Raw genomic sequence first — 26908 nt, forward strand, 5'->3', positions numbered from 1 at the left:
TAAAAATACTTTTATAATTGTAGATAAAATTTTTTATATTTAATATGAATTTAATTACACAGCCAATTTCTGAAAAACTGGGACAGCAAATCATTAACCAAGACGATAAAAGTATTTTGGAAATAGACAGGGAAAAAATTATTAGTCTATTTAAAGAATATGGAATTTTGCTATTTAGAGGATTTACTGCTGATACCGGAATATTTAGAGAATTTAGTAATTTATTCAGCAATAATTTTTTAGATTATGCGGGTGGTGCTTTTAATAGAAGAGTAATTAATGATGATAAAACCATTTTAAGTGTCAATGATTTCCAAACAGAGATTAAGTTACATGGAGAAATGTACTATCAGAAGAACATTCCCCTGATGTTGTGGTTTTTTTGTGCGAATCCTGCTGCAAAAAATGGTGAAACAACAGTTTGTGATGGTAGACAATTTTTCGCAGAACTGAGTAATTCAACCAAAGAATTATTCAGTCAGAAGCAGCTAAAGTTTACTGCCAAAATGAATCAAGAGGAATGGCAGAGAAAATATAAAACTGATGATGTTAATGAATTAAAGGAGATATGTCAAAAAAATGATACACATCTGACTATATATGAAGATCAATCAATTCTCATTCAATATATTTGTCCAGTAGTTATTCCTAGCAGATGTGGAAAATATCAGATTTTTATTAATAGTCTTCTACCAGGAATGCAGTTAAATCCTGATCTTTGGAAGTTTGATGATAATTCAAAAATTCCTGATGAACTTATGAAGGAATTAAATGGAATCGCTGAGAGAATTACGACCAATATTGACTGGAAAAAAGGGGATATTTTAATGATTGATAATACCAGAGTAATGCACGGTAGAAGGGCTTTTACAGATGAAACGAGAGAGATTTATATCCGGTTATGTTCTCCAAATTTTCAATTTTAAAAAAATACTCCCCTCCTGATAGAGAAGGGAAAGTGTGGGTATTACTTCATATCATAACCAAACAAATTCGGATCAACTTCTCCTAATTGTAAATCCGCTAAACCGTATTCTTGCCAGCGTCTTTCTACCATTGCAGCTATATCAATATCTGATTTTAATGGTTCACCCCATTCATGTTCTGTTTCTGGAGGAATTTTTGTAGTGGCATCAATTCCCATTCTCCCACCTAACCCTAATTTCTCACTAGCAAAATCTAAAGTATCAAAGGGAGTATTTGGTAAAATAAATACATCTCTGGTAGGATCAACTTTAGAACTTATTGCCCAAACAACTTGACGAGGATCACGAACATTGATATCTTTATCAACGACAATCACAAATTTCGTGTAGGTAAATTGTGGTAACGCACTCCAAAACGCTAAAGCTGCTCGTCGTGCTTGTCCAGGATAGGCTTTATCTATGGAAATAATTGCGGCTTTGTAACTTAACGCTTCCATGGGTAGGAAAAAATCAACTATTTCTGAGACCTGTTGGCGTAAAATGGGGGTGTAAATCCGGTTAAGAGCGATCGCCATCATGGCTTCTTCTTTCGGTGGCAAACCGCTAAATGTGGTAAGATAAATTGGGTCTCTGCGGTGTGTCATGCACTGAAACCGCACCAAAGGCGAATCTTCCACACCGCCATAATATCCCATGTGGTCGCCAAAGGGTCCATCGGGTAAAACTTCCCCCGGTGTAATTGTCCCTTCTAAAACAAACTCGGAATCTGCGGGAACTTCCAAATCTACGGTTTTACACTTGGCTAAGTTGACTCCCGAACCGCCATACAATCCAGCAAATAACCACTCTGATAAATCTACAGGAATGGGTGTGGCTGCTGCCATAATGATTAAAGGATCAACACCCAGAGCGATCGCTACTTCTAACTTTTTACCACGTTCTGCCGCTTTCCGCAAGTGTCTCGCCCCTCCCCGCACCGATAACCAATGTACGGTCATTGTATTTTGAGATTGTAGCTGTAACCGATACACGCCTACATTGGGGATTCCCGTCTCACAATCCTTAGTAATTACCAATCCTAGCGTAATAATCTTTCCGGCATCTCCCGGATAAGGACGTATTAAAGGTAACTTATTTAAATCTAAATCATTCCCTGCCACTACCACTTGTTGACAAGGGGGAAAAAAGTCCCTTCCCGGTTTGGCTTTGATTACGTCAAACAGCACTTTACCAAAATCTATGGCTTGGGAAATCTTTTTGGGTGGTTTGGGTTGCTGAAGCATACTCAGCTTCTTTCCCAGGGTTTCCAACTCTTCTGGTTTTTCCATGTTCATAGCCCAGCATATCCTTTCCACTGTCCCCATTAAATTTACCGCAACGGGGAAAGATGCACCTTTGACGTTTTCAAAGATTAAGCCTGGACCACCTTTTTGCAGCATTCGGTTGGAAATCTCTGCAATTTCCATATCTGGGTCAACTAAAGCCGAAATTCGCTTTAATTGTCCTCTTTCTTCTAGAATTTTAATGAATCCCCGTAAATCTCTCGCCATTGTTTTGTTTTAATTATGAAGAAGTGTAAAGCTATTTTTATCTTAGTCTTGATTTGGATAAGTTGATTTTTTAGTACGAATATACTATAATGAGGGAAATATGGATTTTCCTCACGCAGAGTCGCAGTGAACCAGCGCTGTAGAAGGGTTTCCCTCCGTAGGCGACTGGTGAACCCTAAGGGAGACGGGGAGAGGAAAATTGAGTTTTTACCTAATAAAAGTTAGGGGGTTTTATGTCGAAGTTAAATCACCAGATTTCCCTGTTAGAACTTATCCAAATTTTATCGGCATATCGTCAAAATATCATTTTGAATTTACATAAGTTAAAGGAAGATTACCACCGAACTGGTATTAAACGGGTGAGAGGTGTGAGAAATATTGATGGTGATTTGATTACTCCTTGGTTAGAAACTGAGGATGTTTATGCTGGTGATTTTGTGCAAATGGGTGTATTTGCTATAAATCGCAATACGGCTACTATTAATATGTTGATAAGCCGGAAGGTTAAGCTGGTGAAATCTGAAGATAATACCCATATTATTGAAGTTGCGGGTTTGCTGGCTCATGATTTGGATAATTTTAATAATTATACCATTGTTAAAGATGGAAAAGTTCATGTTTCTGCTTTAAATATCAAAATCAGCAACAAGAAAGTATTTGATTTATTACAAACTAAAGGTGTAATTATTGCTGACAAGTTTGATTTTAATTCTGAATATATAATTCAGTTAGATACTTTACCATTAGTTCCTGTTAATATCAAATTTGGTAGTATTGATGGGTTATTTACTCAATTAGCAGAAATCAAAGTTGTTATGAGTATTTTGTCTGCTTATTTACGCCATCAATCAGATGTATTTGTGAGTAATCAGGTAGAGGAATTAAAACAACATTATTTGTCAAAAAATCTCTATCTGAATTTTCCTAAAACTCAGGAATATCCAGATACAATTGATTCTCATATCAGTTATAAAATTGAGTTTGGTAATCAGGATATTCTCAATTTGAGTAAATTATATGCTGCTAATCAATTTTTAGCGCGAAGATATGAGGTTTATGACAAAGAAACTGGGGAGATTTTCCCTAAACCAACTTTAGAAATGGGTTTAAATCAAAATATCGGTTTTCGACAAAAAGCCCTTTCTACAAGAATGAAACTGACTAAAGTTGATGATTTGATGAAACCCATTTTTGACGACTTTCTGGGAATTAATATCAATGGTAAAGTAGGGGAAATTCTCAATAAAGTTGGTGATCATCGTTTAGCGTTGCTATTATATGCTCAACACGCTGGTAAATCTGTCAATGGAGAAGATTTGATTACAGCTATGACGACAGCTTACCAAAAATTAGCAGCTTATGTTGAGCAAACTTACCAAGAAAATATTTCCCCTATGGTATTTTACATTGGTGTGACAGGACTTTTACCAAATAAAATATCAGCTAAAGCCATGACTGCTGATGAATTAGCTGCTAAATATCCCCATTTGCAGTTTTCTAAACATGAACAAGCAGGAACATTTTTTGAAGTTGGAAATACCATTATTAGCGTTTACCCGCAAACCGAATATTACAGTAAAAATTCATTAGCAGTTAGTTAGTTAATTAATTAATTTTTTAGGGGTTTAGTAATACTAAACTCCAATATTTTTGGCGGTTGATATGGTAAAATATCAATACAGCAGATTTCGCTTTAATGAGATACAAACTTGAATTATGAAACTCTTGTAGTGCGGGCATACTATGGCTAACGCCACGCTGCGCTATCGACAAGCTCAGTACAAGTCTTGCCCGCTACATAAGTACCTCATAACACCGGAAATTGCTGTATAAGATACTATGAATTACTTCCCCAATTCCTCAATATTTTTCATCGCTTGTTGATATAAATCCTTATTTCCTTCCTTATCAAAAATCGCTGCTGCCCGTTGTAAATCTTTTAATGCTCCCCGTTTATCACCAATTGCAGCATAGGCGTTACCGCGATTATTGAAAGCAGCACCGAAGTTAGGATTAATGCGAACTGCTTCATTATAATCCGATATTGCTTTTTGTGGTTCTCCTCTTGATGCGTAAGCATTACCACGATTATTATAAGCTACAGCATATTCTTTATTGATCCGAATTGCTTGAGTGTAGTCCTCTAACGCCGCATTCTTATCACCTTGGTTTGCACGGGCGTTACCTCGATTATTGTAAACTTCGGCATAGTTAGGCGTAATACTAATTGCTTGATTATAATCCGCAATCGCTCTTCTGTAATCTCCTATAGATACAAAAGCATTAGCACGATTATTGTACGCTTCCGCATCCTGAGGATTTAGACCCAATGCCTGATTATAATCCGCGATCGCTCCCTCTTTATTACCAGTATCAAAATAAACTAAACCCCGACCTTTAAATGCTGGTGCATATTGAGGATTCAGACTAATTGATTTACTATAGGCAGCAATAGCCGCTTGGTAATTACCTTTAAGATGTTGAGTTTGTCCCTGAACATAAAATTCCCCAGCTTTAGAGGTTCTCCCTATCTGTGGATTTGGGGGACTTGCTCCTCTTTCTGTCACCAAAACATCTTGATTATTACTGCAAGAAACGCAAATAATCCCGCTAAAAATAGTAACCATCGCTATAGTGAATGCTCTGTTTACTTCTCTGTGTTTGTGTCTCAATAACTGCCATTTCATAATTTACTATAAATCGCCATTATACCTGGAGTAAATCATTCACTAAATTGCTTACTTACTTAGGAAATACTCTCGCTTTTTGATTAATATTCAATTCAAATGATAAAATTCCCTGAAGTTATCGGAAATAAATAAATTTATCCAGCCAATCACCGCATATTACTAAATACTAAAAAAAATCCCTGATAGCTATATTTCTATTATTACTAGACTACCGTTGATAATTCTGTTAATTTTGTTAGCAATTTGAGAAAAATTTCCATACCAGTATCAGGAAATAGACTCAAAACTAGTTCACAGAGTTTCTCAGTATTCCTCACCTTCTTGATTTTTAGGCGTTATTTTCCAATAAGTATTTATATCAACATTTACAGTCAATTTTTCCAAATTTACCCCCAAATTTTTGCGAATATCTTCGGTTAGAGTAATTGTAAAATCTAAATCAACACCTTGATTTTCTACCAAATCTACCAATTCCTGAAACTGAGTCTTGATAGTTTTTCGCTCATAACTTGTAAGTTTGCAAGATGATGTTTCAGAAATATTCTGGACTAACATCGCTTGTTTTACCCGTTCTTGTAAATGCTCAAATTCTGATTTGAGTATTTTTTGTTGCTGTTCAATTTCTATATATCTAGCAGTCAATAAACTTAGATCTTCCCTAATTGGATCTATCTTTAAGTTTGCCTCTAATTCTAATAATCGTAAATGTACTTGAGCTAAATAAATACAATCAAGATAAGCATATTCTATCTGTTCTTCAGTTAATGGTCTTTTTCCCCAATCGCTCGTTTGCTCTTGTTTATTAATATCATGAAAATTACAAAGTTTAGTAGCTAGGGTTTTCAATTGATAATTAGGTAATGGTAGTAAATAGACGGGAATTTTCTTCGCCATTTCTAAGGTACAAGTAATATTTTTAGCTTTTTTAGCTCCCAAATATTTCACGTCATAACCAGCATTATGAAAAACTTTTTCAATAGCATCATTAACCATAATCCTCTCCACAAAATCAGCAATTACATCTGATTTATCGAGAACATCTAATAAATAAACACTATTACCAGTCATATCTTCAGGATTAGCTAACACCTGAATCAGTGATAATCTTGGATTACGAGTTTTATAATCAGCAACTTCTGTATCTATCCATAAAGTTTTAGCTGTGGTATATTCAGTAATTAAGGAAAGAATTTCCCTCGCAGCAGTAAGATAAGGCATTGGTAAATGTCAGGAAGTGTAAATTAGTTATCGCTTCCCAAAGTAACATTTTATGACTAATCATGCTGGCAAGTGCTACATGATCATTATTTTTATAGAAAATTTTCCATTAAAAAAGCTCAGGTATTAATTCCTGAACTTCTATTCAACGTGACGTAGTCCACACACTCCCTTTCAGGTGAGTGTGGGCAACGAGCGTGACTCCTCTATGAGGACATTAACTGAGCTTTAAGACCGTGCGCCCCACGGTTCTTTGGTTTTGAGATTTGTTTTTTGTTTTGTAGGCTGCATTTGGAGCATTTAATTGGACTACACCTACTCTCTTATAATAACATAAAATCAATATTTTGTTCATTTCGTCGCTGTAGCCTTCTTTGTTTTCGCTACGCTCAAATACAATTCTGGCTACGCAACTCAACTCACGCGCATTCATCCCACGCTCCTAAGAGTGAGACGTGGGATGAATGCTGATTAAGCTAATTATCCTAGATGCGGATATTTGTTAAGCTTTGGTCTATGGATATTAGTAACGGTTTCCACCGCCGCCACCGCCATAGCCGCCGCTACGGCCACCACCGCCGCTACGGTTTCCACCACCAAAAGAACTACGTTCTTCTCTGGGTTTAGCTTTGTTCACTTTTAAATCACGTCCCATCCATTCAGCACCATCAAGGGCTTCAATGGCTTTTTCTTCTTCTGCATCTGATTCCATTTCCACGAAACCGAAACCGCGAACTTTACCAGTTTCCCGGTCGGTAGGTAGCTGAACACGTTTTACCTTGCCATACTCCTTAAAAATTTCGCTCAAACCGTCTTGGGTAACTTCATAAGAGAGGTTGCCTACATAAATTGACATAGATTTTCTCCAAAATCATAAGAGTGTAGAGATTTAGATTTCGGAGAAAAGTCTGTAAATACCAAAGGGAAAAAGCCTATCAATACTAAAAACAAACGTGGTCCACCGAATTACTTCTCACCTCCCATTATGGCATAGAAAATAGATATCTAGGCAGTAAATTCAAAAAGTTTATAAAATATTTTTTTTATACCTTAATTAGCAATGGCAGCATCAGCTTTTTATGGCATTCTCTCGTTATACTTAGTTGAAGGATTTTTAGGGGTTAATTCGGGGGTTTCAGCCTATTTTCTGATAAAATTATCAAGACTGAATCTAAAGGCTCAATTTTAGGTTTCTTTGTTCATGTTGCACTTTAAACATTCCTCAATTATTAACGCACCAATAGAAGTAGTTTGGAAATTCCACGAAAGACCAGACATACTCCAAATACTCACCCCACCTTGGCAACCTGTACAAATAGTCAGACGGGAAGGAGGACTATCAGCAGGTGCAATTACAGAATTTCGGCTTTTTTTGGGTATTTTACCCTTAACTTGGTTAGCGCGGCACACAGACTATGAAGAATATCGTCTGTTCACCGATGAACAGATATCTGGACCTTTTGAGTCCTGGGTACATCGTCATGAGTTTACAGAAGAAAATGGCAAAACTAAATTAACCGATAATATTACTTATTCTATGCCTGGCGGTGATGGAATAGAATTTATCAGTGGTTGGTTAGTGCAAACACAGCTAGAAGCAATGTTTCGCTATCGGCATTATGTGACTAAACGCGAATGTGAAAAATGAATACAAAAAAACGCCCCCCATGATTGGAGAGCGTTTTTTATGTAACTAAACTTATTAACCGTTGATTGCAGGAGCGCTTAAAGCAACAGGAGCAACGTCAGCAGCAGCCAAGTCTAGAGGGAAGTTGTGAGCGTTACGCTCGTGCATTACTTCCATTCCTAAGTTAGCGCGGTTGATTACGTCAGCCCATGTAGCGATGACACGACCTTGAGAATCCATGACAGATTGGTTGAAGTTGAAACCGTTCAAGTTGAAAGCCATTGTGCTAACACCCAAAGCTGTGAACCAGATACCAATTACAGGCCAAGCAGCTAGTAAGAAGTGTAGTTGACGGCTGTTGTTGAAGGAAGCGTATTGGAAAATCAAGCGACCGAAGTAACCGTGAGCAGCAACGATGTTATAGGTTTCTTCTTCTTGACCGAATTTATAACCGTAGTTTTGTGATTCGTTTTCGGTTGTTTCTTTAACCAAGGAAGAAGTCACAAGTGAACCGTGCATTGCAGAGAACAAAGAACCACCGAAGACACCAGCTACACCTAACATATGGAAGGGGTGCATCAAGATGTTGTGTTCTGCTTGGAACACGATCATGAAGTTGAATGTTCCAGAGATACCTAAAGGCATACCGTCTGAGAATGAACCTTGACCGATTGGGTAGATCAAGAATACTGCGGTAGCAGCAGCTACAGGTGCGGAGAATGCTAGGCAAATCCAAGGACGCATTCCTAAGCGGTAAGAAAGTTCCCATTCACGACCGAGGTAGCAGAATACGCCGATCAAGAAGTGGAATACTACTAACTGGTAAGGACCGCCGTTATACAACCACTCATCTAAAGAAGCAGATTCCCAAATAGGGTAGAAGTGTAAACCGATAGCGTTGGAGGAAGGAACTACTGCACCGGAGATGATGTTGTTTCCGTAGAGTAGAGAACCTGCAACTGGTTCGCGGATACCGTCAATGTCCACGGGAGGAGCAGCGATAAATGCAATTACAAAGCAAGTAATTGCAGCGAGGAGGGTAGGGATCATTAATACTCCGAACCAACCGATATATAAACGGTTGTCAGTGCTGGTGATCCATTCGCAGAAGCGATTCCATACGTTAGCACTTTCGCGCTGTTGTAAGGTAGTTGTCATGTGTTTATAATTGCGTTTGAGTTATGTATGTTTTGGTAGGTGTTTCTACCTCATGAATTTATATTAAGCGATATGTTTCGATTTGTAAAGGGGTTTTCGTAATATTTTTTAATAAATCTAGAAAATTGGGTTATGGAAAAGGTTATATTGTAGACAGGCTGTGGGTTTCAGGCATTAATTATTTTTGTGATAATTTCTGATTTTCTGGGAACGCAACTCCCTACTTCATTCATAAACCCCTGCATTTTTGGGCGCAGACGCTGCTCCCTACTATATATGTCTCTATCTAGTCAAAATATTGTTACCTATAGCCCTGCTTATACTATTGTTCCCACTTATGAGTGCTTTAACCGCTGTTCTTATTGCAATTTCCGCACTGAACCGGGTAAAAGTCCTTGGTTGACTCTTGGGGAAGCTAAAGAGATTTTTTTACAACTTAAAAAACAAAATGTCTGTGAAATCCTGATCTTGAGCGGTGAAGTTCATCCCCATTCAGCCAGACGGGAAGCTTGGTTTGAGCGAATTTATGATTTGTGTGCATTAGCATTGGAAATGGGATTTTTACCCCATACCAACGTTGGTCCACTAAGTTGGGCAGAAATGCAAAAACTAAAAACTGTGAATGTGTCAATGGGGTTAATGTTGGAGCAGTTAACACCACAACTATTAAATACAGTCCATCGTCATGCACCGAGTAAATTGCCCCAAGTGCGATCGCAACAATTACAATGGGCAGGAGAGCTAAAAATCCCCTTCACCACAGGGTTACTTTTAGGAATAGGGGAAACAGAGACAGATTGGTGGGAGACTTTAGCGGCTATTTCTGAATCTCATGCACATTACCATCATATTCAAGAGGTAATTCTCCAACCCCACAGCCCCGGAACGGTGCAAACCTTTGACGCACCACCATTTAACCCTCATCAATTACCAGAAATTATCGCCAAAGTGCGGGAAATTTTACCAGCAGACATTACAATCCAGATTCCCCCGAATTTAGTTAAAGATGAAAATTGGTTACTCGCTTGTATAGCCGCTGGAGCGAGGGATTTAGGGGGAATAGGTCCCAAGGATGAAGTTAATCCTGATTATCCCCATTTACAGGAACAGGAACTCAGAAACATCTTAAAATCTGGGGGCTGGGAGTTAGTACCACGTTTACCACTGTATCCCCAGTTTGATGATTGGTTGGGTGCAGGTTTACGACAAAATGTAGAAGAATGGCGAGAAAGATTTAAGCTCTAGACACTGAGCTTTACGCTTACCGGGTAATCCTGTAGCATTAAATATGCTAATTAATTTAATATATTCACACTGTAAACCAATATGGCTACTAACACATCCTCTAACACATCCTCTAACACATCCTTCTTGCTCCAGTTAATAGGTATAATCTGTATATTGTTCTTCTCTGTAGACTGTCTATTTTTATTATTCCCTTTCCAATTTACAGATAAACTCTGGCAAGTTAACTTGTGCAGAAGTCTTGTAGATCAGGGTATTATACCATTGCTTGGTCTGGGAGCAATTCTAATTGCATACTGGGTTAATAAATCTAGTGGATCTAGTGAAAGTAGTCGTTCCTCGTCTTCTGGTCTAAAATTGCCAATTTTTATCCTCTCTAGTTTGTTAGGACTGATATTTTTGTTGATTTTTCCCCTACATCTGAGTAACGTCAATCAAGTAAAGGCAGAGGGGTTAGCACGGATTGAGAAAGAAGCGGAACAGTCAGAAAACCAAGTGAAAAATCAATTAGCACAACTCCAAAATCAACTTGGTAATGATCAGGTAAAAGCATCTCTAGAGAAACAACGCGCTGCATTAAAAGAGCAACTCAGAACCCAGCTAAATGAACTGGTTAAGGATGACGAAAAGTATAATCAGGCACTTAGCAATAGTCAATTACCTGAGGCACAGAAGGATCTACTCAAGCAGTATAAAACAAATCTTAACTCTCTTGATAATTTTATCGCCCAGCAAACAGACCCTCAAAAACTAGCAACCCAAAGACTTAACCAAATTCAGACTCAAACACAACAACAGTTGCAGAAAACCCAGGAAGATGCCTGGAAGGAATTGCGAACTGGTATTAATAGTTTATTATTGTCAATTGGTTATATCGTCATCGGCTGGAGGGGATTAAGAGGTATGGGTATTTTCAAAAGTAGTTCTAGGGTTTAGTAAGTAGGTCGGCGTTAAAAAATCAATCTATGTAACGAAATATAAATTAACGAATACCTTATAAATAGGGTGTTTCACGGTTTTTACAAAACTAAACATATATCGATTTTATTGGGCCGACTTACTTAGCTCGTTAGTAATTTGCTAACAAATAATAATGTAACCCTGGTTAGTATCCTATGTACACGCTGTTTGGTAGAATGTCTAGGTTGTTTAATCTCATGATCTTCATCTTTGAGTCAGTCAATAGATACTATTAAACTCGATACCTTAGCCCAAGAACTAGCAACCATCCAGCAAACAGGTTCCAAGCGGATTGCCTTGCTAGGTTCTCGTCATGTGCCAATTACCCATCAGAACCTCATTGAAATGATGACTTATGCCCTGATTCTATCGGGCAACCGCATCATTACTTCTGGTGCTACAGGCACAAACTCTGCGGCCATCCGGGGCGCAACCAAGGCTGATCCCAACTTACTCACGGTCATTTTACCCCAAAGTTTGGAACGTCAACCCCAAGAATCGCGCCAGCAATTAGAACAGGTTATGCACTTAGTGGAAAACCCCAGTAATGATAACTTGTCCCTAGCTGAAGCGAGTTACCTATGTAACAAAGAAATCGTCTCTCGTTGTCAACAACTAATCTGCTTTGCATTTCACGATAGTCGCACTTTGCTACAAACTTGTAGTGATGCCGAAGACCAGCGAAAAGTGGTAACACTCTTCTACTTTGACTAGAGTGAACGGCAGTTTTTGCAAAGCTAATGATAGAGATGGAAAATCATTGGGTAAAGGGTAATGATTTCACTAAATTACCCCTTATCCATTGACAAAAATGATCAATACCTGACCAAGTACCCTATTAAATTAGTTGAATGTCTTTATCTCTATTACCAGTACCTGCTATTTTTTTATCCTCTATTGTCGTTGCGGCTATTCTCATTTATCTACCCTATTTATTAGTAGCTTTTGCTAGAGTGCAAGTAGGATATGATTTGTCTGCACCTCGCGCCATGTTTGACAAGTTGCCTCCCTATGCCCAACGGGCAACATGGGCCCATGAAAACTCCTTTGAAGGGTTTATGGTTTTTGCCGCAGCCGCACTAATGGCTTATGTCACTGGAGTGAATTCTCCCCAAGGAGTGAATGCAGCGATCGCTTTTCTGATTGCTCGTTTGCTATACTCTATTTTCTATATTGCAAATATACCTTTGTTAAGATCACTCATGTTTGGTATTGCTTCTTTTAGTTCGGGAACTCTGTTTTTCCTCAGTCTCATGCAAGTTAAATAATTAAGCTGAGGGAATAAGGATTTTTAATTTTGCCTCTTCTCTCTTACCAATTACCAATTACCAATTTTATTTATGGCTGCTTCTTTTTCCTTTGATATCGTCAGCGACTTTGATAGACAAGAATTAGTTAATACTATTGATCAAGTCATCAGAGACGTTAAAAGCCGTTACGATCTTAAAGATACTAAAACCACAATCGAATTAAGCGAAGAAAAAATTACCGTTGGTACTGACAGCGACTTTACCTTAGAATCAGTCCATACCATCCTGCGAGAAAAAGCCGCCAAGCGGAATCTTTCTCAAAAAATCTTTGAATTTGGCAAAGTTGAATCTGCCAGCGGTAGCCGTGTTCGTCAAGAAATCACCCTGAAAAAAGGCATTAGCCAAGAAATTGCTAAACAAATTTCTAAGATAATTCGGGACGAAATTAAAAAGGTGCAAGCCTCAATTCAAGGTGACGCTGTGCGAGTGATAGCTAAATCAAAAGATGACTTACAACTCGTGATTCAACGGCTTAAACAAGAAGATTTCCCCGTCGCTTTGCAATTTACAAATTATCGTTAAAGAGTTATTGGTCAGTTGTCAGTTGTCAGTTGTCATTGGGAATAGATAAAAGGAAGGAATAAATTCTTACCAATGACCAATGACCAATGACCAATGACTAATGACTAAATTAGTTATCTTCCCCCGATGCTTTTTTGAAATGCGGGACGTTCAGACATTGACTGAATATAGTTGACAATTGCTGGGTAGGCACTCAAATCTAATTTGAGCATAATGGGGATATAAGAGAGAATTGATCCCACAGCCACATCGGCAACGGTAAAATCATTACCCAGCAAGAAAGGCTGTTTTGTCAAAATTTCATTTAAAGGAGTCAATAATCGTGGCATTTCTCGTTCACGATTGGCTTCTATAAAAATACCTGTTCCTAAGCTAGAATTGGCAAATAATACCCATTGGGTAAATATAGCTTTCTCTTCTAACGAATAAACGATTTTACCATATTTTTCCGCCAAATAAAGCAAAATAGCCCCTGATTCCCAAAGCTGGAAATCACCATCAACTATCGCGGGAACTTTACCCATGGGGTTAATTTTGAGAAAATCAACCTGGAGATGTTCCCCTGCTTGCATATCCAAAAGTACAAATTCATAAGGAACTTCTAGTTCCTCTAAATACCATTGGACAATTGCAGCCCGACTACGAGCGCCGCCGTAAACTTTTAACATAGTTATCTGAAATTAAAGAACTTTTTGAGTGTGGGAATGTTGTTTTATGTTGTCGTCTTTGGTGACAATTCTAGCCGCATTTAGTACCCGTTTGCGCTCTATCGAATAATTTAAGATGTGGGAATTTGTTTACAGATAGCTTCTAATGCGGCTGTAGGAATGGGTTCTATCACTTCAATTTGCTCCACTTCCCCATCTTCTTTATATAAGCACGTAGATAAACAAAGCATAATATATTCATCAGTATTGAAAGCGGTAGCATCAGCATAAGCAATTATTGTTGTCATGAGAAATGTCTCTTCTAGAATTGGTAAATAGGGGTTGGTTAGTTGTTAGTTGTCCGTTGTCATTGGTAAAACTCTTATTGCCTATTGCCTATTGCCTATTGCCTATTGCCTATTACCTCTTCCCTCTTCCCTCTTCCCCTGATCATTAAAATTTACACTTCAATTCTTCAGAATTTTACTGATTCGGGAATTGAACTTGGGTATGAAGTATACATTATTAGATTTATGGCTCATCTGTTGTTGGATGTAAAATCCACGTCCTTCAATCATCCTAGAGTCATTAGGACACAAAAACTGTAACTTTATTTGACAAACCAAGTAAACCAAATAGGCAAAGTATGAATAAGCACTCTTTTTTAAATTCTGGTATTCAAAACAATCAAGTATGTCTTTCTGATCAAAACAATCCTTGTCATCAATGTGCGCCGTTACAGGATGGTAATGAATCAATGTTGGAAGAACGTTATTTACGCTCTTGTGCTTTGAAGTTAGCACAACAAGGGGATTATACTAAAGCGATCGCACTGTTAAGTCACCTGATTGACCATCATCCCGAAAATGCGGTCGATTACAATAACCGAGGGCTGATTTATTTTCAAAGTGGTGATAGCCAAAAAGCTATCTCTGATTATAACAAAGCCTTAGATTTAAATTCTAAATTAGCTAGTGCCTACAATAATCGGGCTAATTATTACGCTGCTTGTGGTGAATTAACAGCCGCATTGGCTGATTATGAACAAGCATTAGATCTAAATCCCCATCATGTTCGGGCTTGGATTAATCGCAGTATTACTTTACGCGACTTGGGAGACTATGCAGAAGCTATTGAAAACTTAGAAATTGCCATGCTGTTTGGTCAACTCAAAGGCAACATTTGGGCGGAACAGGGACGGACTTATCATCTCTGGGGTGATTGGAATTGTGCAATTGCGAATTATCGTCGCGCATTGGCAGAACTACCATCTTTAAATCATCAAGATGTTTCCGGTTATCGCTTACGGTTACAAATCGAAAATTGGTTAAACGAGTTGCTCTTTTTTGAAGACTAATTTAGTAGATGGCTTAATTCAGAGTTTTAGCATTCAATTTGTAAAACTGACTCAAAAATTTGAGTTTCATGACTAAATATAAAGTTGTATCATTTGGTAGTCACCCTAATAACCGTGATGATTAATATATTTTCTTGCACTTTTATGGTGCTGAGTTAGATTGTTCCGTTCCAGTCTGCTCTTGATTCATCAATATAACTGGACGCTGATTAGGGTCAAAGCGAAATGATTTTTGTTGCATAATACTTTTAGCTTCCCCAGGATCAAAGTTGCGGCTAAATTCTGTCTGCAAGTTTTGCACACGCCCTTCCATAACTTTTACTTCGGTACGAACTGTTCGCAACTTATCCTGTTGTGACCAATGATAAGGTAATAATTGTACTAAAGCAGATACTGCTGCTGCACTAATAACTATATTAACTGCTACTTTGGCTGTAGTTTCCAGTGCCATTATTTGATAAGCACGTTGGCGTAAATGTCGTTTAGGTCTGGGTACAGTTCGGCGTTGTTCTACGGGCTGTAGAGGAGGTTTAGATGGTTGAAACGCATTCATGGTGCTAACAAAAAACTCGCTGATTTACGGTAATTACCGTCAAAAGCAAACAGGTGCTAATTGCGGCTTAATTTAGCTGCCATATTACTCCATTTTCTGGAAATTTATACAAGTATGAAGATGAATAAAATATTACCTAGTAAAGTAGGGGCGATTTCTAAAATTCCCATAGTTTAGAACTACAAGTATTTGAAATCTACTCCTACTTATGGATTAAGCACCTGTAACAGCCTTACACTGGTGTTATTTGTATAGTTCTGTAGCTAAACGCCAAGCTAGAATTCCTGGAATTAGCGCTACAGCTAACGCAATGTAAACTTGGGTATCTGAGATAGGCATGATGGAAATCCTCCTAAGTTGAACTTGATTTTCAAGACTCCGTTTACTACTTTTCCCTGTTTTGCCAAAATAAGGAAACATCTTGTTACAAGATGCAACAAAAACTGGGGATTTGTCAGTTGTTCATTGTCCGTTGTCATTGGGAAGAAATATTCCCCTACTTCCCCTACCTCCCTTAATTTATGACTTTATCGCTTGGTATTGACTTTGGTACTTCTGGCGCACGGGGTGTGGTAATTGATGAAGAAGGTCGGATTCTGTCCGAAATGCGCCATTGTTGGCAGGTTGGGACTGTTGATTGGGTTCAATGTTGGCAACAGGCTTTATGGAGTCTATTAGGGCAAATTCCGGGGGTGTTAAGGGGGGAAATCGGAGCGATCGCTATTAATGGGACTTCTTCCACTATTTTACTGACTGATGGGGCTGGAAAGCCTGTGGACGCGCCACTATTGTACAATGATGGTCGGGGTGCAGTGGTTTTAGAACGATTGAGCAGGATTGCGCCAGCAAATCACACTGTATTAAGTGCTACATCTAGTCTAGCGAAACTCCTCTGGATGCAAGAATTACCTGATTTTGCAAAAGCCAGATATTTATTGCATCAAGCCGATTGGCTGGGATTTCTCTTGCATGGAAAGTTAGGTATTAGCGATTACCACAACGCCTTAAAATTGGGTTATGACGTGGAAAAATTGCAATATCCAGCATGGTTGGAACAGCTAGAAATTCCCCTCCAGTTACCGCAAGTCTTAGCGCCGGGTACAGCCATTGGTGAATTACTTCCCCAGATTGCGGCCGATTTTGGCTTTAAAGGCGATTGTTTAGTGGTTGCTGGCACAACAGATAGTATTGCGGCTTTTCTAGCCAGTGGAGCTAAATTTCCGGGGGAGGCGGTAACTTCTCTCGGTTCAACTTTGGTACTAAAACTTTTAAGTCGGCACAGAATCGAAGATGCGCGATATGGAATTTATAGCCATCGTTTAGGAGATTTGTGGTTAACTGGAGGTGCATCTAATACAGGTGGTGCTATTTTGAAGCATTTTTTCAGCGATGTTGAGTTGGTGAGGTTAAGTGCGGAAATTGATCCAACTCAAGCCAGTGTGTTAGATTATTATCCATTATTGAAACCAGGCGATCGCTTTCCCATTAATGATCCCCAATTATTACCCAGACTAGAACCACGTCCAGATCAACCTCAAGAATTTCTACATGGTTTATTAGAAAGTATGGCTAGAATAGAAACTAGAGGATATGAACTATTACAAAATCTAGGTGCAGATCCTTTAACTCATATTTATACAGCAGGTGGTGGTGCTGCTAATTCTACTTGGACGGCTATTCGTCAACGTTATTTAAAAGTACCTATTGTTTTATCAAAGAATACAGAAGCAGCTTATGGAACGGCACTTTTGGCAATGGGGAATAAATTAATAGAAAAACGAACCACAGAGGACACAGAGGACGCAGAGGAATGAGGAGGGAAAGAATTATTTATAAGTTGTAAAGTTAAGTTTAATTCAGTATTCAATTGTTAATTTATATGGTTATGAATCTAATCACTAAGCTAGTTTCCCAAATGTATAACAATTTCAAGTTTCCGCAAATCTTGGTCTTTGGTTTGATTATTACCAGCTTGTTTGCCTGTGGTTTAGATGTCACTGAAAATAGTACATCTGCAAATGCTAAAAATCCCGAACAGTCACAATTAAACCAAAATACTTTACCTAAATCTATTTCTCAAAAATTGCTAAGGGATGCTGCTAGAGTTTCTGGGGTGAAAGTTTCTAATTTGCAAATTACTCAAGTTACATCTACTATTTTTAGCAATCCCTGTAATTTTCAATTTGGGGAAGTTTGTACAAGGGAATATAATCCTATTCCCGGTTGGATTGTAATTGTGCAAGTCAAAGAACAATCTTGGACTTATCATGTGAATAAATCCGGTTCACAAATTCTTCTAGATCCGAAAATTAGCAGTAATCAATTACCCAAAAAAATTGCTAATGCGGTTTTGAGTGATGCTTCTAAACGTTCTGGTTTAGCAGTAAGTTCTTTGAAAATTACCCAGTCAATTCAGAAAACTTTTAGTAATTCCTGCGTTTTTAATTTTGGTGAAGTCTGCGCTCAAAATTTTGATCCCATTAAAGGTTGGGAAGTAATTGTCAAAGTTAAAAGCCAGTTTTGGACTTATCATGTAGATATCACTGGTACACGCATTGTTTTAGATCCTCAAGTTACTAAGATTTAAGAATCAAACACATTTTAACAACGCTGCTTTAAACTCAGCCGCAGTTTGAAAATAAATTTTTGGCTTTTCTGTTAAAGCCAAATCTATCACTTCTGCTAATTTTTCAGGAATACTACTATCACGTTGACGAATGGGGACAGCCTCATTTCTTAGCACACAAGTCCAAGGTTCACCGACAAAATCACGGGGGAAATATCCCGTTAATATATTATATAAACAAGCAGCACTTGCCCACACATCAACCTCTGGTAAGGAATTTTTTAAATCTAGCAATTGTTGACGGCACATAAACGCAGGAGTCCCCATTTTCGCACCTGTGAAAGTGTGTCCACTTAAACCTGCTAAATCAAAAGCTTTGGATAATCCATAATCTCCAATTTTTACTATCATTTTACCATTAATATTAGTAATAAAAATATTATTCGGTTTTAAATCTCGATGTACTAAACCTTTACCTTTTCCTAGTCTTCCGTCGGCTAATTTCACACAAGGAACTTCAACGTTATGGGTATATGTTAAACCGTCGAGAACTTGCAGAGTAATATCAACAGCTATATTAACAGGTAAACGTCCTCCTAATTTCTCCATCAAATCCCAAATATCCCCACCTTCGCAATATTCCATTGTAAAGAAAAAGGTATTTTCCCCATAGCCATAATCTAACATCTGCACTACATGAGGATGTTGTAAATATTTGGTGTTTTCTGTTTCTCGCAAAAACATTTTTACCCCCAGTTCTTTAGCAGCAACTTGAGGTAACATTAATTTTAATGCCACAAGTGTTTTAGTTTGGGTATGTTGGGCTAAAAATACTTCTCCAAATCCACCTTCACCTAAAGATTTGATAATCTGATAATTAGAAATTACCTTCAGATTTGAATTACCTTGATTGGCTAAATTCAAGAGGTTTTTAATAATATCAAAAAAGTTCGGTTTATTATTTTCTTGTTCGACTGGAATATAAGGATTTTTCTGTTTTTCCAGTTCTATTTTTGTACTAATATCAAAAATAATATCTCCTACCGCTACCTGATCATTATTAACTAAATCATATTCGGGAAAAACTATCTTTAATGCTTCTTCTGGAGATTCTCCTGCTTTTCTTTGTCCGATTTTTTTACCATTAACAATCGTACCGTTTAAACTTCCTAAATCACGGATTCTCATTTCTGGAGGATTGATATCTAATAAGCAATGATAGCGAGAAACTGTCATATCAATATTATCCGCAATTTGCAAATTGCAATCTTCACATCTACCGATAATACAAGTGCTGCGACTATCAAATATATATTGTTTTCCTGAAAGTTTTCCTGTGGTAATGGTGAGGGTAATGGTAGATGGCATTTTCCTAATAATTAATTATTTGAGGTTGTGGTAAATATTATACTCTGTAGGTTGGGTTAAGTGATAACGCAACCCAACAAATCCAGACAATTAAATTTTTATGATATTGGGTTTCCTTATGTCAGTATATAAGTTATTTGTATGGGATTTTGACAAAAAAGCACTTTCTCAATTATTGGTGGTCTATTCTCATTATTATTGAGAATTTTATCAATAATGTAACGAGTTTTGGTAATTTCAGCTAGGGGGGTTGACAGTGTTCCGAGTTTCGGGTATGCTTATGATATGGGTGGGAAAGTGTGCGCCCATATATATAGAGTTTTTATTTATCAAGATAATTATTTCCCAAATAAATCCCTCCAAGCAGGGAAATAAGAAAATAAAATTTGTCCTCATAACCAAAATACGAAAACGTTATCTTGTATTTTAGAATTAAGATGCAATTACAGTAGATGTAGAACTGGGAAAGATGGTTAAAATCAGCAGATAAATAAGTAATAAGAAATTTCAAAATCAGGAATAATGCACACAGACACGATATTTTATCAAATCTTCCTCACTTTTCACACCCTATTATTTGAAATTCTGGGAGAACCTACAGAAAATGCCAGAGATTATAAATTTACCTCTGTGGAAGTGAAGGAAAAGGCATTTCGATTTGATGGGATTTTTATGGCAGATAGTCTAGAAAAACCCATCTATTTTGTAGAAGTGCAATTTCAACCAAAACCAGATTTTTACTGGGAATTAATCGCAGAAATCAACATCTATCTTAATCAATTTAAACCTGTACAAGATTGGCAAGGAGTAGCTTTATTTGCGAAACGGAGTTTAGATGTAGGAGAATTGACTGCTTATCAACAGGAATTGATTAATAGTGGGAGAATTAAACGAATTTATTTAGATGAATTACCACCGGGTTCAATTGGTATGGGGTTAATTGAGTTAATTGTCAGTAAGGAAGCACAAGCACCGGAATTAGTGAAAACTCTCTTGGACAGAACTAAGACAGAAGTTGAGAATGACAGAGAAAAACAAGGTATTATAGAATTGTTGGAGACTGTTTTATTGTCCAAATTTTCACAATTAAGCCGTCAGGAGATAGAAGCAATGTTTTTAGTGAGTGATATTAAGCAAACAAGAGTCTATCAAGAAGCAAAGCAGGAAGGTAGACAGGAAGGGAGACAGGAAGGTAGAGAAGAAGGTAAGCAGAATGGTGAGATGATTTTATTGATACGTCAATTATCGAAGAAATTTGGAAAATTGAAAGATATTTACATCGAAAATATAAACAGTTTGAATATAGAACAACTGGAAAAGCTGGGAGAAGCATTGTTGGATTTTACGGATATTAATGATTTGGAAACATGGTTAAAATCTGAGATAGACAAGTAAGTTTATTTAATTGTCTGATAGCGAAGCGTGGCGTAGCCATATCAGGATTTTCAGGATTTTAGGATTTACAGGATGTTGGTTTGCGTTGAAGTTTTTTGGATGTCAGGATTTTTGTGATGTGGGGAATTTTTTGGATATTATTTGATTGATGATCAAAATTCTCAGTTAATAAAACATCTATTCTGCGAATAAAGCTTCTAAATCTTGACGACCATTCACGACTCTAAGAATTTCCACATTATTATCAACAACTTGATAAAAAATGATATAACCATTTAAAGGAAGTCCACGCATTCCCTGTCTTATGTATTCGTAACTGCGTCCCATATTAGGAAATTGCAGTAATTTTTCACACTTTTTTGTGAAATCTTGAAAGAGTATTTCTCCCGCTTCAATATTTCTGTTTAAAAAGTATTCAGAAATGCTATCTAAATCTCGAATTGCTAGAGGTGAAATCAAACATTGATTCATTTTTTTTCCTCTCGCGCATGACGAAATTTTGCCTGTATCTGTTCAACAACTGTTTCTAAAGGAACTCCTTCTCCTCGTTCTAATTCTGCTGCGGCTTCATTCACTTTAATTCTCACATCTTCTACCCAGTCTTCATATTCTCGCTGTTTTTCTTGTAAAAGTTGTAGAGCTTGATTAATGACAGCTTCAGCATTAGGAAACTTCCCTTGAGCTAACTGGTTGTGAATAAACTGTTCTTGTTCTGGTTTTAGGGTAATATTCATTGTCTATTTCCTATAACTGATAATTTTCATTATAAACGTAATTGTCAGAATCAGGATGTCTAGGATTTTAGGATTTACAGGATGTTGTTGGATGATTTTTGGTGGGGAGTTGGTGATTTTTTTTGTCTGAATCAGGATTTCCAGGATTTGAGGATTTTCAGGATGTTGTTGGATGATTTTTGGTGGGGAGTTGGTGATTTTTCAGGATGTTTTTGAATGATTGTTTTTGAATAATTTAAACCATCTAAAAATTACCATCCTGTCAATCCTTTAATCCTGGTTATCCTGATTCTGACAAATACAACTTTCATCACCAACAAACCATCTAAAAATTACCATCCTGTAAATCCTTTAATCCTGGATATCCTGATTCTGACAATTGAGAATTTCAGATACCCGACAACTTTTAACAATCTTCTCATTTATCACATTAATTATCTCAGAAGTCGGGGATCTTTAGATGCAAACTAACATTCTGTAAATCCTTAAATCCTGGATATCCTGATTCAGACTTAATATTTTTCTGTAACCCTTAAATGTTACAATTTACAAGTCTCGACGCGAGAGAAAAACCGACAACCCATACCCAGACACTAAGTCCAAACTCATCCGCACCACCTCATAGGGGAAGTGTCCTTCTGGTGCTTTCTTGTCAAAATCACTGTAGTGGAACCAGCTTCCTCCTTTTCTCCATCCTACCTTGTCCCCGAATTTTTCCCAGATGTCTCGGTTAAATTCTCTCGTTCCACCTAAACCTTGATAAATGCGTTTTTGTAGAGAAAAACCAAACTTACCATCACTGTATTTTACCCACAACTGGTCAATTGTGCTGAGGTCTTCACAGGGAAAATTATTAATATGCTCTTCATCTAACCAACCTTCCAGTTCCTGTTTCGCAACTGCTAACATTACCCGCGCTGTTTCCTCGTCTGCTTCTTCGGTTGAGTCGAGGGGGAATAGTCGGGTAAGGTTCAAGCGTCACCGCTCTCCCCTCCCCTAAGAACCGTGCATAAGACTTTCGCACTTACACGGCTCAAGCCTTACTTCAAGCGAGTTGACTTGGTTTTAGAATGTTCCTGTTTGTGACAAGCATGATGCAAGTGCTGTAGGTTTTCAATGCCGTCTTGTCCACCTTGAGCAACGGGAACTATGTGATGGGTGTTTAATTCCTCTCCATTGAATAAAGGTTCACCACAGATAGGACATTTCCAATTTTGGTTTTGAGCGATTTTATACTTCCAAGAGTTTTTCTCCCAGTAGCTCTTTCCATATTTCTGGTGGCGTTTTTCCCAGTATTCTTTGAGTGAAGGGTCATCTGGCGACGCTTCCCCCTTGACCTTTACATGGCGTTCGATGGGCGTGTACGCTATCGGAAATAGGATTATATCCTTTTCTTTCCCTCTACGGTCGCTAGTTATCGTAGCGAATGTCCATTTATTACCATTTATTGTCTTGAAGTAACGCTTCCGAATCCATTTTGTATTTTTGTTGGGATGTCTACGTTTAGCCCAACACCAAAGGTATCGCCATGTTCTACTTTTGATATATTCAAAAGTTTTTTTACTAACAACCCCTTTGTAATAATTGGAAAATCCACGAAGAATTGGATTAAGTCTTTTTATAACTGATTCTTGTTCGCACCCATTCATTGCTCTGATTTCTCGCCCAATTCGTTTGCAGAAGTCCAAGACTTTCTTCTTCGAGGGCTTGATAAGCAATTTGCCATTGTAATGGCGGTGGTTGAATCCAAGAAAGTCAAAACCATCCTCCATCGACGTGATTAACGTCTTTTCCGCACTGAGATTCAGTCCTCTTTCTGATAACCATTGCTGAATCTGGATTTGGGCTTTTTCAAGACTTCCTTTGTCTCTAGCTGTGACAATAAAATCATCAGCATATCTAACCACGCCAAGTTTGGAATTAGTGGATTTTATATAGTTTTCTAATCCATGCAAACCGATGTTGGCTAGAAGGGGTGATATTACTCCTCCCTGTGGTGTGCCTGTCTCTGTTGGGTGATATTTCCCTTCAAAGATAAATCCAGCTTTTAACCATCCTTTTATTAGGTTTCTTTTAGGGAAGTTTCCTAATCGCTTGAGGATAGATTCATGGATAATGTTATCAAAGAAACTTTGAATATCAGCTTCTAGAACCCAAGTATTTCTAGCATTTGGACTTGCATTTAATCTTATCCAGTTTTGTGCTATAGCGTCTTGACAACTTCTTCCGGCTCTGAACCCATAGGAATTTGGTTCAAATATGGCTTCCCATTCGGGTTCTAGTGAATTAACTATTATTGCCTGTTCGATTCTGTCACGCACGGTTGGGATTCCGAGCGGTCGTTTTTTACCGTTGGATTTTGGAATCATTACCCGTTTTGTGGGGTCTTGATTGCCGCCTTTCCAGTTGTTTACCAGCTTCACTCGCTGCTCTGGGGTATTGATTATTTCTTTGTCAATTCCTGCCGTTGCTCTGCCTTTGTTGGTCTGAGTGATTTTCCGAACAGATAATATTAGGTTTGCGTAGCTTCTTTGCATTAACTTTTGGAGACTTCGCAGTTTCTTCCAGTTACCAAGTTTTCTCGCGAGAAAGATTCGTTGACGCAGATTCTTAACCGCTTTATTAATCTGTTTCCAGTTGACCTGATTCCAGTTTTCTAGCGGTTTTCTTAGTCCGTTTGTTGTACTTGCATACACCATCTAACTTGTCATCGAATTAAGTTTCTTTTGTTTAGTCTCTTTCTCATAAGACCCAAGAAAAGTCTGCTATTCCTTTCGGTCAGGGACAAAGTTTGAATCCCTATCCCATCTATTACAGACGGGCGTTCGCTTTTTCTCTCATCCTCTACCCTCCAGAGAGTTCTATCTTCCTCACGGTTGACTTACTATGGGATTTCGACCTTTCCATAGACTCTGTAGGGCTTACCTTGTCGTTTCATTTGGTGTATGTTCTCTGTTAGATGTTGATTTTCCTGCGGTGGGAGTTGTATTCACACGATTCATAGAAAATAAAACTATAAATCTACCCACTTACCTTTTGGTTAGAGCCTATCAGCCTTATTTGGCTCTCTGGGCGATGACGCAGTTTAGACATCAATTCACTTTCGTTCATCTTAGGAGAACTCCCTCTTGCTCCTTACCACGTTTTAGGCTAGTAGTTAAGGCTACGTTTGTGGTCTGCACTCCGCCTGTTTCGTTACCTACTTGGGCGTGACCAGACTCTGAAAAGAGTCTTTTTACATGAGGGTAGAGAGTGTGAATTCTCTAGGAGAGTCGGCTCTCCGTCCTAAACGACCTTTCAAGTCGCGCTTATTTCCCGCCCCTCTCTGTTAAATCTGGGCGTGCGACTTTCACCGCACCCGGCTCCCGATGTTCTTAGCTTTCGCTTTTGCTCATGTGTATGTAATCGTGGCAGCTTTCATGAATGGCTAGAAGGTTTTTAGTTTTCCAGTTTTGGTGGTTTCCATCAACATGATGTAAATGTACCTTCTCATCACTAAGCATTTTTAGCCCACAGTAAGTAAGTCGGCCCAATAAAATCGATATATGTTTAGTTTTGTAAAAACCGTGAAACACCCTATTTATAAGGTATTCGTTAATTTATATTTCGTTACATAGATTGATTTTTTAACGCCGACCTACTTATCCACATTTATGGTTTTGCCTTTTAAGGGCTTTAGAGGTATCGTTGTTATAGAGCTTACTGTTGCGCTCGCTCCAATAACTCAAATCTCCGTCGTAAGGCGACTTTTCACCTTTGACATTGATGTGTTTATTTTCGGAGTAAGGAACTGCTGGGAACGCCTTATCTAGTAATTGCTTGCTAGTGTAGCGGTTCTGTTTCGTTTCCTTGTTGAATACCCTGAATGCTCTTGTTTCGATGTGGTATAGCGAGTTGCGCGACCCGCTCATCTTGCAAAAGCGGTGGTAATTCCTCCAACCTCTAACTACAGGGGCTAATTTCATAGCCTTTGTGGTAGCACCATAATTCGAGTTGTTGACGATGGCTTTCACTTTCTTACGAAAGGCTTTGTAGTTATCCACTGAAGGGACACTTCTGAACTTTCCGTTTTTCTGGACTTTAAAGTTCCAGCCCAGGAAATCAAATCCATCTGTCGCGGCGGTTAGCTTTGTCTTTTTCTCACTGACTTTCATTCCCCGCTCTGCTAGGAACTGACTGATTTTGTCAAGTATGTCTGTGGCATCGTCTTGGGGTCTGAGTATTATTACCATGTCATCCGCGTACCGGATGGATGGCTCTGTTACTCTATTCCGAGCATCCTTGCATTTATGGATGCTTTCGATACCGTTTAAGGCGATGTTAGCTAATAGTGGACTTACTACACCACCTTGGGGTGTTCCTTGTTCGGGAAACTCTGGATTGACTCCGGCTTTGAGACAGCGGAATATTCCCTGTCTTATGCTATGAGGAGCGATGAGTCTATCCATTATGGCGGTGTGGTTTATCCTGTCGAAGCATTTTTCAATATCGAGTTCTATAACTCGTTTTTCTATTCCATTGCTTGTTGACCGTAAGTTGTCAAACAGGTATTTTTGCACATCGTGTGCAGAGCGACCCGTCCTAAACCCATAGCTCCTAGCGTGGAAGGTTGCTTCATGCGCTGGTTCTAATGCGTATTTGATAAGGCATTGATATGCTCTATCTGCAATAGTGGGGATTTTGAGAATGCGGGTTTTGCCATCCTTTTTGGGGATGGGTATTTCGCGTAATCCCTGGTGTTTCCAGTTGTTACATTCGGTTCTAAGCTTTTCACTTAGTTCAAACCTTTGCTCGAATGAGAGCGCGGTTTTCCCGTCTATTCCTGCTGTCTTTTTCCCAGCATTTAGCTGTGTTACTTGACGAATAGCCAGTAATCTTGCTGCGGTTGATTTCAGAATCAGCTTTTGTAGTGACTTCGCTTTGCGCTTGTCTCCAACTTGAACCGCTTTGTACACTCGTTTTTGTAGGCGAAATAAGTTACGGCGGAATTGCTTCCAAGGTAACGTCTTCCAAGATTCACTAGAGTTGTCTCTGTGTCTAATCATGCTCTGCTCCAATTTGTGTATTCTGAACACCTCAGAC

At 38.3% G+C, this 26908-nt stretch carries 28 protein-coding genes and 1 pseudogene; 13 read left to right on the forward strand and 16 right to left on the reverse strand.

The window, feature by feature from the left end:
* The first annotated feature begins 44 nt into the window (after nt 1-44).
* The gene (locus BMF77_RS18565) at nt 45-926 is read left to right on the forward strand and encodes a TauD/TfdA family dioxygenase (protein ID WP_148764876.1); all 882 of its coding nucleotides are present in this window, start codon (nt 45-47) and stop codon (nt 924-926) included.
* A 41-nt stretch (nt 927-967) separates the two neighbouring features.
* On the opposite strand, the gene BMF77_RS18570 is transcribed toward BMF77_RS18565, so the two are convergent.
* A complete protein-coding gene (locus BMF77_RS18570; RefSeq protein WP_148764878.1) occupies nt 968-2476 on the reverse strand; it encodes a UbiD family decarboxylase in 1509 nt (502 codons plus the stop codon).
* 233 nt (nt 2477-2709) lie between these two features.
* Here BMF77_RS18570 and BMF77_RS18575 point away from each other — a divergent pair, with 233 nt between their 5' ends.
* On the forward strand, nt 2710-4077 hold the full coding sequence (locus tag BMF77_RS18575) for a hypothetical protein (RefSeq protein WP_148764880.1): 1368 nt from the start codon (nt 2710-2712) through the stop codon (nt 4075-4077).
* A gap of 243 nt (nt 4078-4320) precedes the next feature.
* Here BMF77_RS18575 and BMF77_RS18580 read toward each other — a convergent pair whose 3' ends face one another.
* From BMF77_RS18580 to BMF77_RS18595, 4 genes are all read right to left on the reverse strand, one after another.
* Nucleotides 4321-5163 carry a tetratricopeptide repeat protein gene (locus BMF77_RS18580; protein WP_148764882.1) on the reverse strand — a complete coding sequence of 281 codons (843 nt, stop codon included), beginning with the start codon at nt 5161-5163 and terminating at the stop codon, nt 4321-4323.
* Nucleotides 5164-5469: 306 nt separating this feature from the next.
* A complete protein-coding gene (locus tag BMF77_RS18585; protein WP_148764884.1) occupies nt 5470-6384 on the reverse strand; it encodes a ribonuclease D in 915 nt (304 codons plus the stop codon).
* Between the two features lie 217 nt (nt 6385-6601).
* Nucleotides 6602-6817, reverse strand: coding sequence for a hypothetical protein (locus BMF77_RS18590; protein ID WP_148764886.1), 216 nt, complete (start codon nt 6815-6817; stop codon nt 6602-6604).
* 90 nt (nt 6818-6907) lie between these two features.
* Entirely contained in the window at nt 6908-7240 is a 333-nt protein-coding gene (locus BMF77_RS18595; RefSeq protein WP_148764888.1) for an RNA-binding protein, read from the reverse strand.
* Between the two features lie 345 nt (nt 7241-7585).
* Here BMF77_RS18595 and BMF77_RS18600 point away from each other — a divergent pair, with 345 nt between their 5' ends.
* Nucleotides 7586-8032 carry an SRPBCC family protein gene (locus BMF77_RS18600; RefSeq protein ID WP_015078362.1) on the forward strand — a complete coding sequence of 149 codons (447 nt, stop codon included), beginning with the start codon at nt 7586-7588 and terminating at the stop codon, nt 8030-8032.
* Between the two features lie 54 nt (nt 8033-8086).
* On the opposite strand, the gene psbA is transcribed toward BMF77_RS18600, so the two are convergent.
* Complete coding sequence (gene psbA, locus BMF77_RS18605; RefSeq protein WP_015078361.1) at nt 8087-9169, reverse strand: photosystem II q(b) protein; 1083 nt, start codon at nt 9167-9169, stop codon at nt 8087-8089.
* 276 nt (nt 9170-9445) lie between these two features.
* Here psbA and cofG point away from each other — a divergent pair, with 276 nt between their 5' ends.
* From cofG to BMF77_RS18630, 5 genes are all read left to right on the forward strand, one after another.
* The gene (gene cofG / locus BMF77_RS18610; RefSeq protein ID WP_148764890.1) at nt 9446-10414 is read left to right on the forward strand and encodes a 7,8-didemethyl-8-hydroxy-5-deazariboflavin synthase subunit CofG; all 969 of its coding nucleotides are present in this window, start codon (nt 9446-9448) and stop codon (nt 10412-10414) included.
* An 81-nt stretch (nt 10415-10495) separates the two neighbouring features.
* On the forward strand, nt 10496-11350 hold the full coding sequence (locus BMF77_RS18615; RefSeq protein ID WP_148764891.1) for an HpsJ family protein: 855 nt from the start codon (nt 10496-10498) through the stop codon (nt 11348-11350).
* 234 nt (nt 11351-11584) lie between these two features.
* On the forward strand, nt 11585-12088 hold the full coding sequence (locus BMF77_RS18620) for a hypothetical protein (RefSeq protein WP_015079960.1): 504 nt from the start codon (nt 11585-11587) through the stop codon (nt 12086-12088).
* A 137-nt stretch (nt 12089-12225) separates the two neighbouring features.
* Nucleotides 12226-12642, forward strand: coding sequence for an MAPEG family protein (locus BMF77_RS18625; protein ID WP_148764893.1), 417 nt, complete (start codon nt 12226-12228; stop codon nt 12640-12642).
* A 72-nt stretch (nt 12643-12714) separates the two neighbouring features.
* Entirely contained in the window at nt 12715-13206 is a 492-nt protein-coding gene (locus tag BMF77_RS18630; RefSeq protein ID WP_148764895.1) for a YajQ family cyclic di-GMP-binding protein, read from the forward strand.
* A gap of 113 nt (nt 13207-13319) precedes the next feature.
* Here the strand turns inward: BMF77_RS18630 and BMF77_RS18635 are convergent, their stop codons facing one another.
* Both BMF77_RS18635 and BMF77_RS18640 read right to left on the reverse strand, forming a co-directional pair.
* Complete coding sequence (locus BMF77_RS18635; protein ID WP_148764897.1) at nt 13320-13874, reverse strand: glutathione S-transferase family protein; 555 nt, start codon at nt 13872-13874, stop codon at nt 13320-13322.
* Between the two features lie 12 nt (nt 13875-13886).
* Nucleotides 13887-14161, reverse strand: a pseudogene (locus tag BMF77_RS18640) (hypothetical protein).
* A gap of 338 nt (nt 14162-14499) precedes the next feature.
* Between BMF77_RS18640 and BMF77_RS18645 the strand changes: the two are divergent.
* Nucleotides 14500-15210, forward strand: coding sequence for a tetratricopeptide repeat protein (locus BMF77_RS18645; RefSeq protein WP_015079963.1), 711 nt, complete (start codon nt 14500-14502; stop codon nt 15208-15210).
* A gap of 142 nt (nt 15211-15352) precedes the next feature.
* Here the strand turns inward: BMF77_RS18645 and BMF77_RS18650 are convergent, their stop codons facing one another.
* Together BMF77_RS18650 and psaM are read right to left on the reverse strand one after the other, a co-directional pair.
* Nucleotides 15353-15763 (reverse strand): hypothetical protein, encoded by a 411-nt coding sequence (locus BMF77_RS18650; protein WP_015079964.1) that lies wholly within the window; start codon nt 15761-15763, stop codon nt 15353-15355.
* A gap of 243 nt (nt 15764-16006) precedes the next feature.
* Entirely contained in the window at nt 16007-16102 is a 96-nt protein-coding gene (psaM, locus tag BMF77_RS18655) for a photosystem I reaction center subunit XII (RefSeq protein WP_006196319.1), read from the reverse strand.
* Nucleotides 16103-16184: 82 nt separating this feature from the next.
* Here psaM and BMF77_RS28745 point away from each other — a divergent pair, with 82 nt between their 5' ends.
* The 3 genes from BMF77_RS28745 to BMF77_RS18665 all read left to right on the forward strand — a co-directional run bounded on the left by BMF77_RS28745 (nt 16185) and on the right by BMF77_RS18665 (nt 18350).
* Nucleotides 16185-16307, forward strand: coding sequence for a hypothetical protein (locus BMF77_RS28745; RefSeq protein WP_256370316.1), 123 nt, complete (start codon nt 16185-16187; stop codon nt 16305-16307).
* Nucleotides 16285-17577, forward strand: coding sequence for an FGGY-family carbohydrate kinase (locus BMF77_RS18660; protein WP_148764899.1), 1293 nt, complete (start codon nt 16285-16287; stop codon nt 17575-17577). Before BMF77_RS28745 ends, BMF77_RS18660 begins: the two co-directional genes overlap by 23 nt.
* A 101-nt stretch (nt 17578-17678) precedes the next feature.
* Entirely contained in the window at nt 17679-18350 is a 672-nt protein-coding gene (locus BMF77_RS18665; RefSeq protein WP_246862962.1) for a hypothetical protein, read from the forward strand.
* 3 nt (nt 18351-18353) lie between these two features.
* On the opposite strand, the gene BMF77_RS18670 is transcribed toward BMF77_RS18665, so the two are convergent.
* Nucleotides 18354-19697, reverse strand: coding sequence for a protein kinase (locus tag BMF77_RS18670; RefSeq protein ID WP_148764903.1), 1344 nt, complete (start codon nt 19695-19697; stop codon nt 18354-18356).
* Nucleotides 19698-20219: 522 nt separating this feature from the next.
* On the opposite strand from BMF77_RS18670, the gene BMF77_RS18675 reads away from it, so the two are divergent.
* Complete coding sequence (locus BMF77_RS18675; protein WP_148764905.1) at nt 20220-21092, forward strand: Rpn family recombination-promoting nuclease/putative transposase; 873 nt, start codon at nt 20220-20222, stop codon at nt 21090-21092.
* A gap of 177 nt (nt 21093-21269) precedes the next feature.
* On the opposite strand, the gene BMF77_RS18680 is transcribed toward BMF77_RS18675, so the two are convergent.
* From BMF77_RS18680 to BMF77_RS18705, 5 genes are all read right to left on the reverse strand, one after another.
* Nucleotides 21270-21563 carry a type II toxin-antitoxin system RelE/ParE family toxin gene (locus tag BMF77_RS18680; RefSeq protein ID WP_015079969.1) on the reverse strand — a complete coding sequence of 98 codons (294 nt, stop codon included), beginning with the start codon at nt 21561-21563 and terminating at the stop codon, nt 21270-21272.
* The gene (locus tag BMF77_RS18685) at nt 21560-21826 is read right to left on the reverse strand and encodes a type II toxin-antitoxin system ParD family antitoxin (RefSeq protein WP_148764907.1); all 267 of its coding nucleotides are present in this window, start codon (nt 21824-21826) and stop codon (nt 21560-21562) included. Before BMF77_RS18685 ends, BMF77_RS18680 begins: the two co-directional genes overlap by 4 nt.
* A gap of 546 nt (nt 21827-22372) precedes the next feature.
* The gene (locus tag BMF77_RS18690; protein ID WP_371735124.1) at nt 22373-22801 is read right to left on the reverse strand and encodes a GUN4 domain-containing protein; all 429 of its coding nucleotides are present in this window, start codon (nt 22799-22801) and stop codon (nt 22373-22375) included.
* A 65-nt stretch (nt 22802-22866) separates the two neighbouring features.
* Nucleotides 22867-24525, reverse strand: coding sequence for a group II intron reverse transcriptase/maturase (gene ltrA / locus BMF77_RS18695; RefSeq protein ID WP_148762286.1), 1659 nt, complete (start codon nt 24523-24525; stop codon nt 22867-22869).
* Nucleotides 24526-25467: 942 nt separating this feature from the next.
* Nucleotides 25468-26871, reverse strand: coding sequence for a reverse transcriptase domain-containing protein (locus BMF77_RS18705; protein ID WP_148764909.1), 1404 nt, complete (start codon nt 26869-26871; stop codon nt 25468-25470).
* Between the last annotated feature and the right edge of the window lie 37 nt (nt 26872-26908).

The organism is Dolichospermum sp. UHCC 0315A (genome assembly GCF_008121535.1).
GTDB lineage: Bacteria > Cyanobacteriota > Cyanobacteriia > Cyanobacteriales > Nostocaceae > Dolichospermum > Dolichospermum lemmermannii.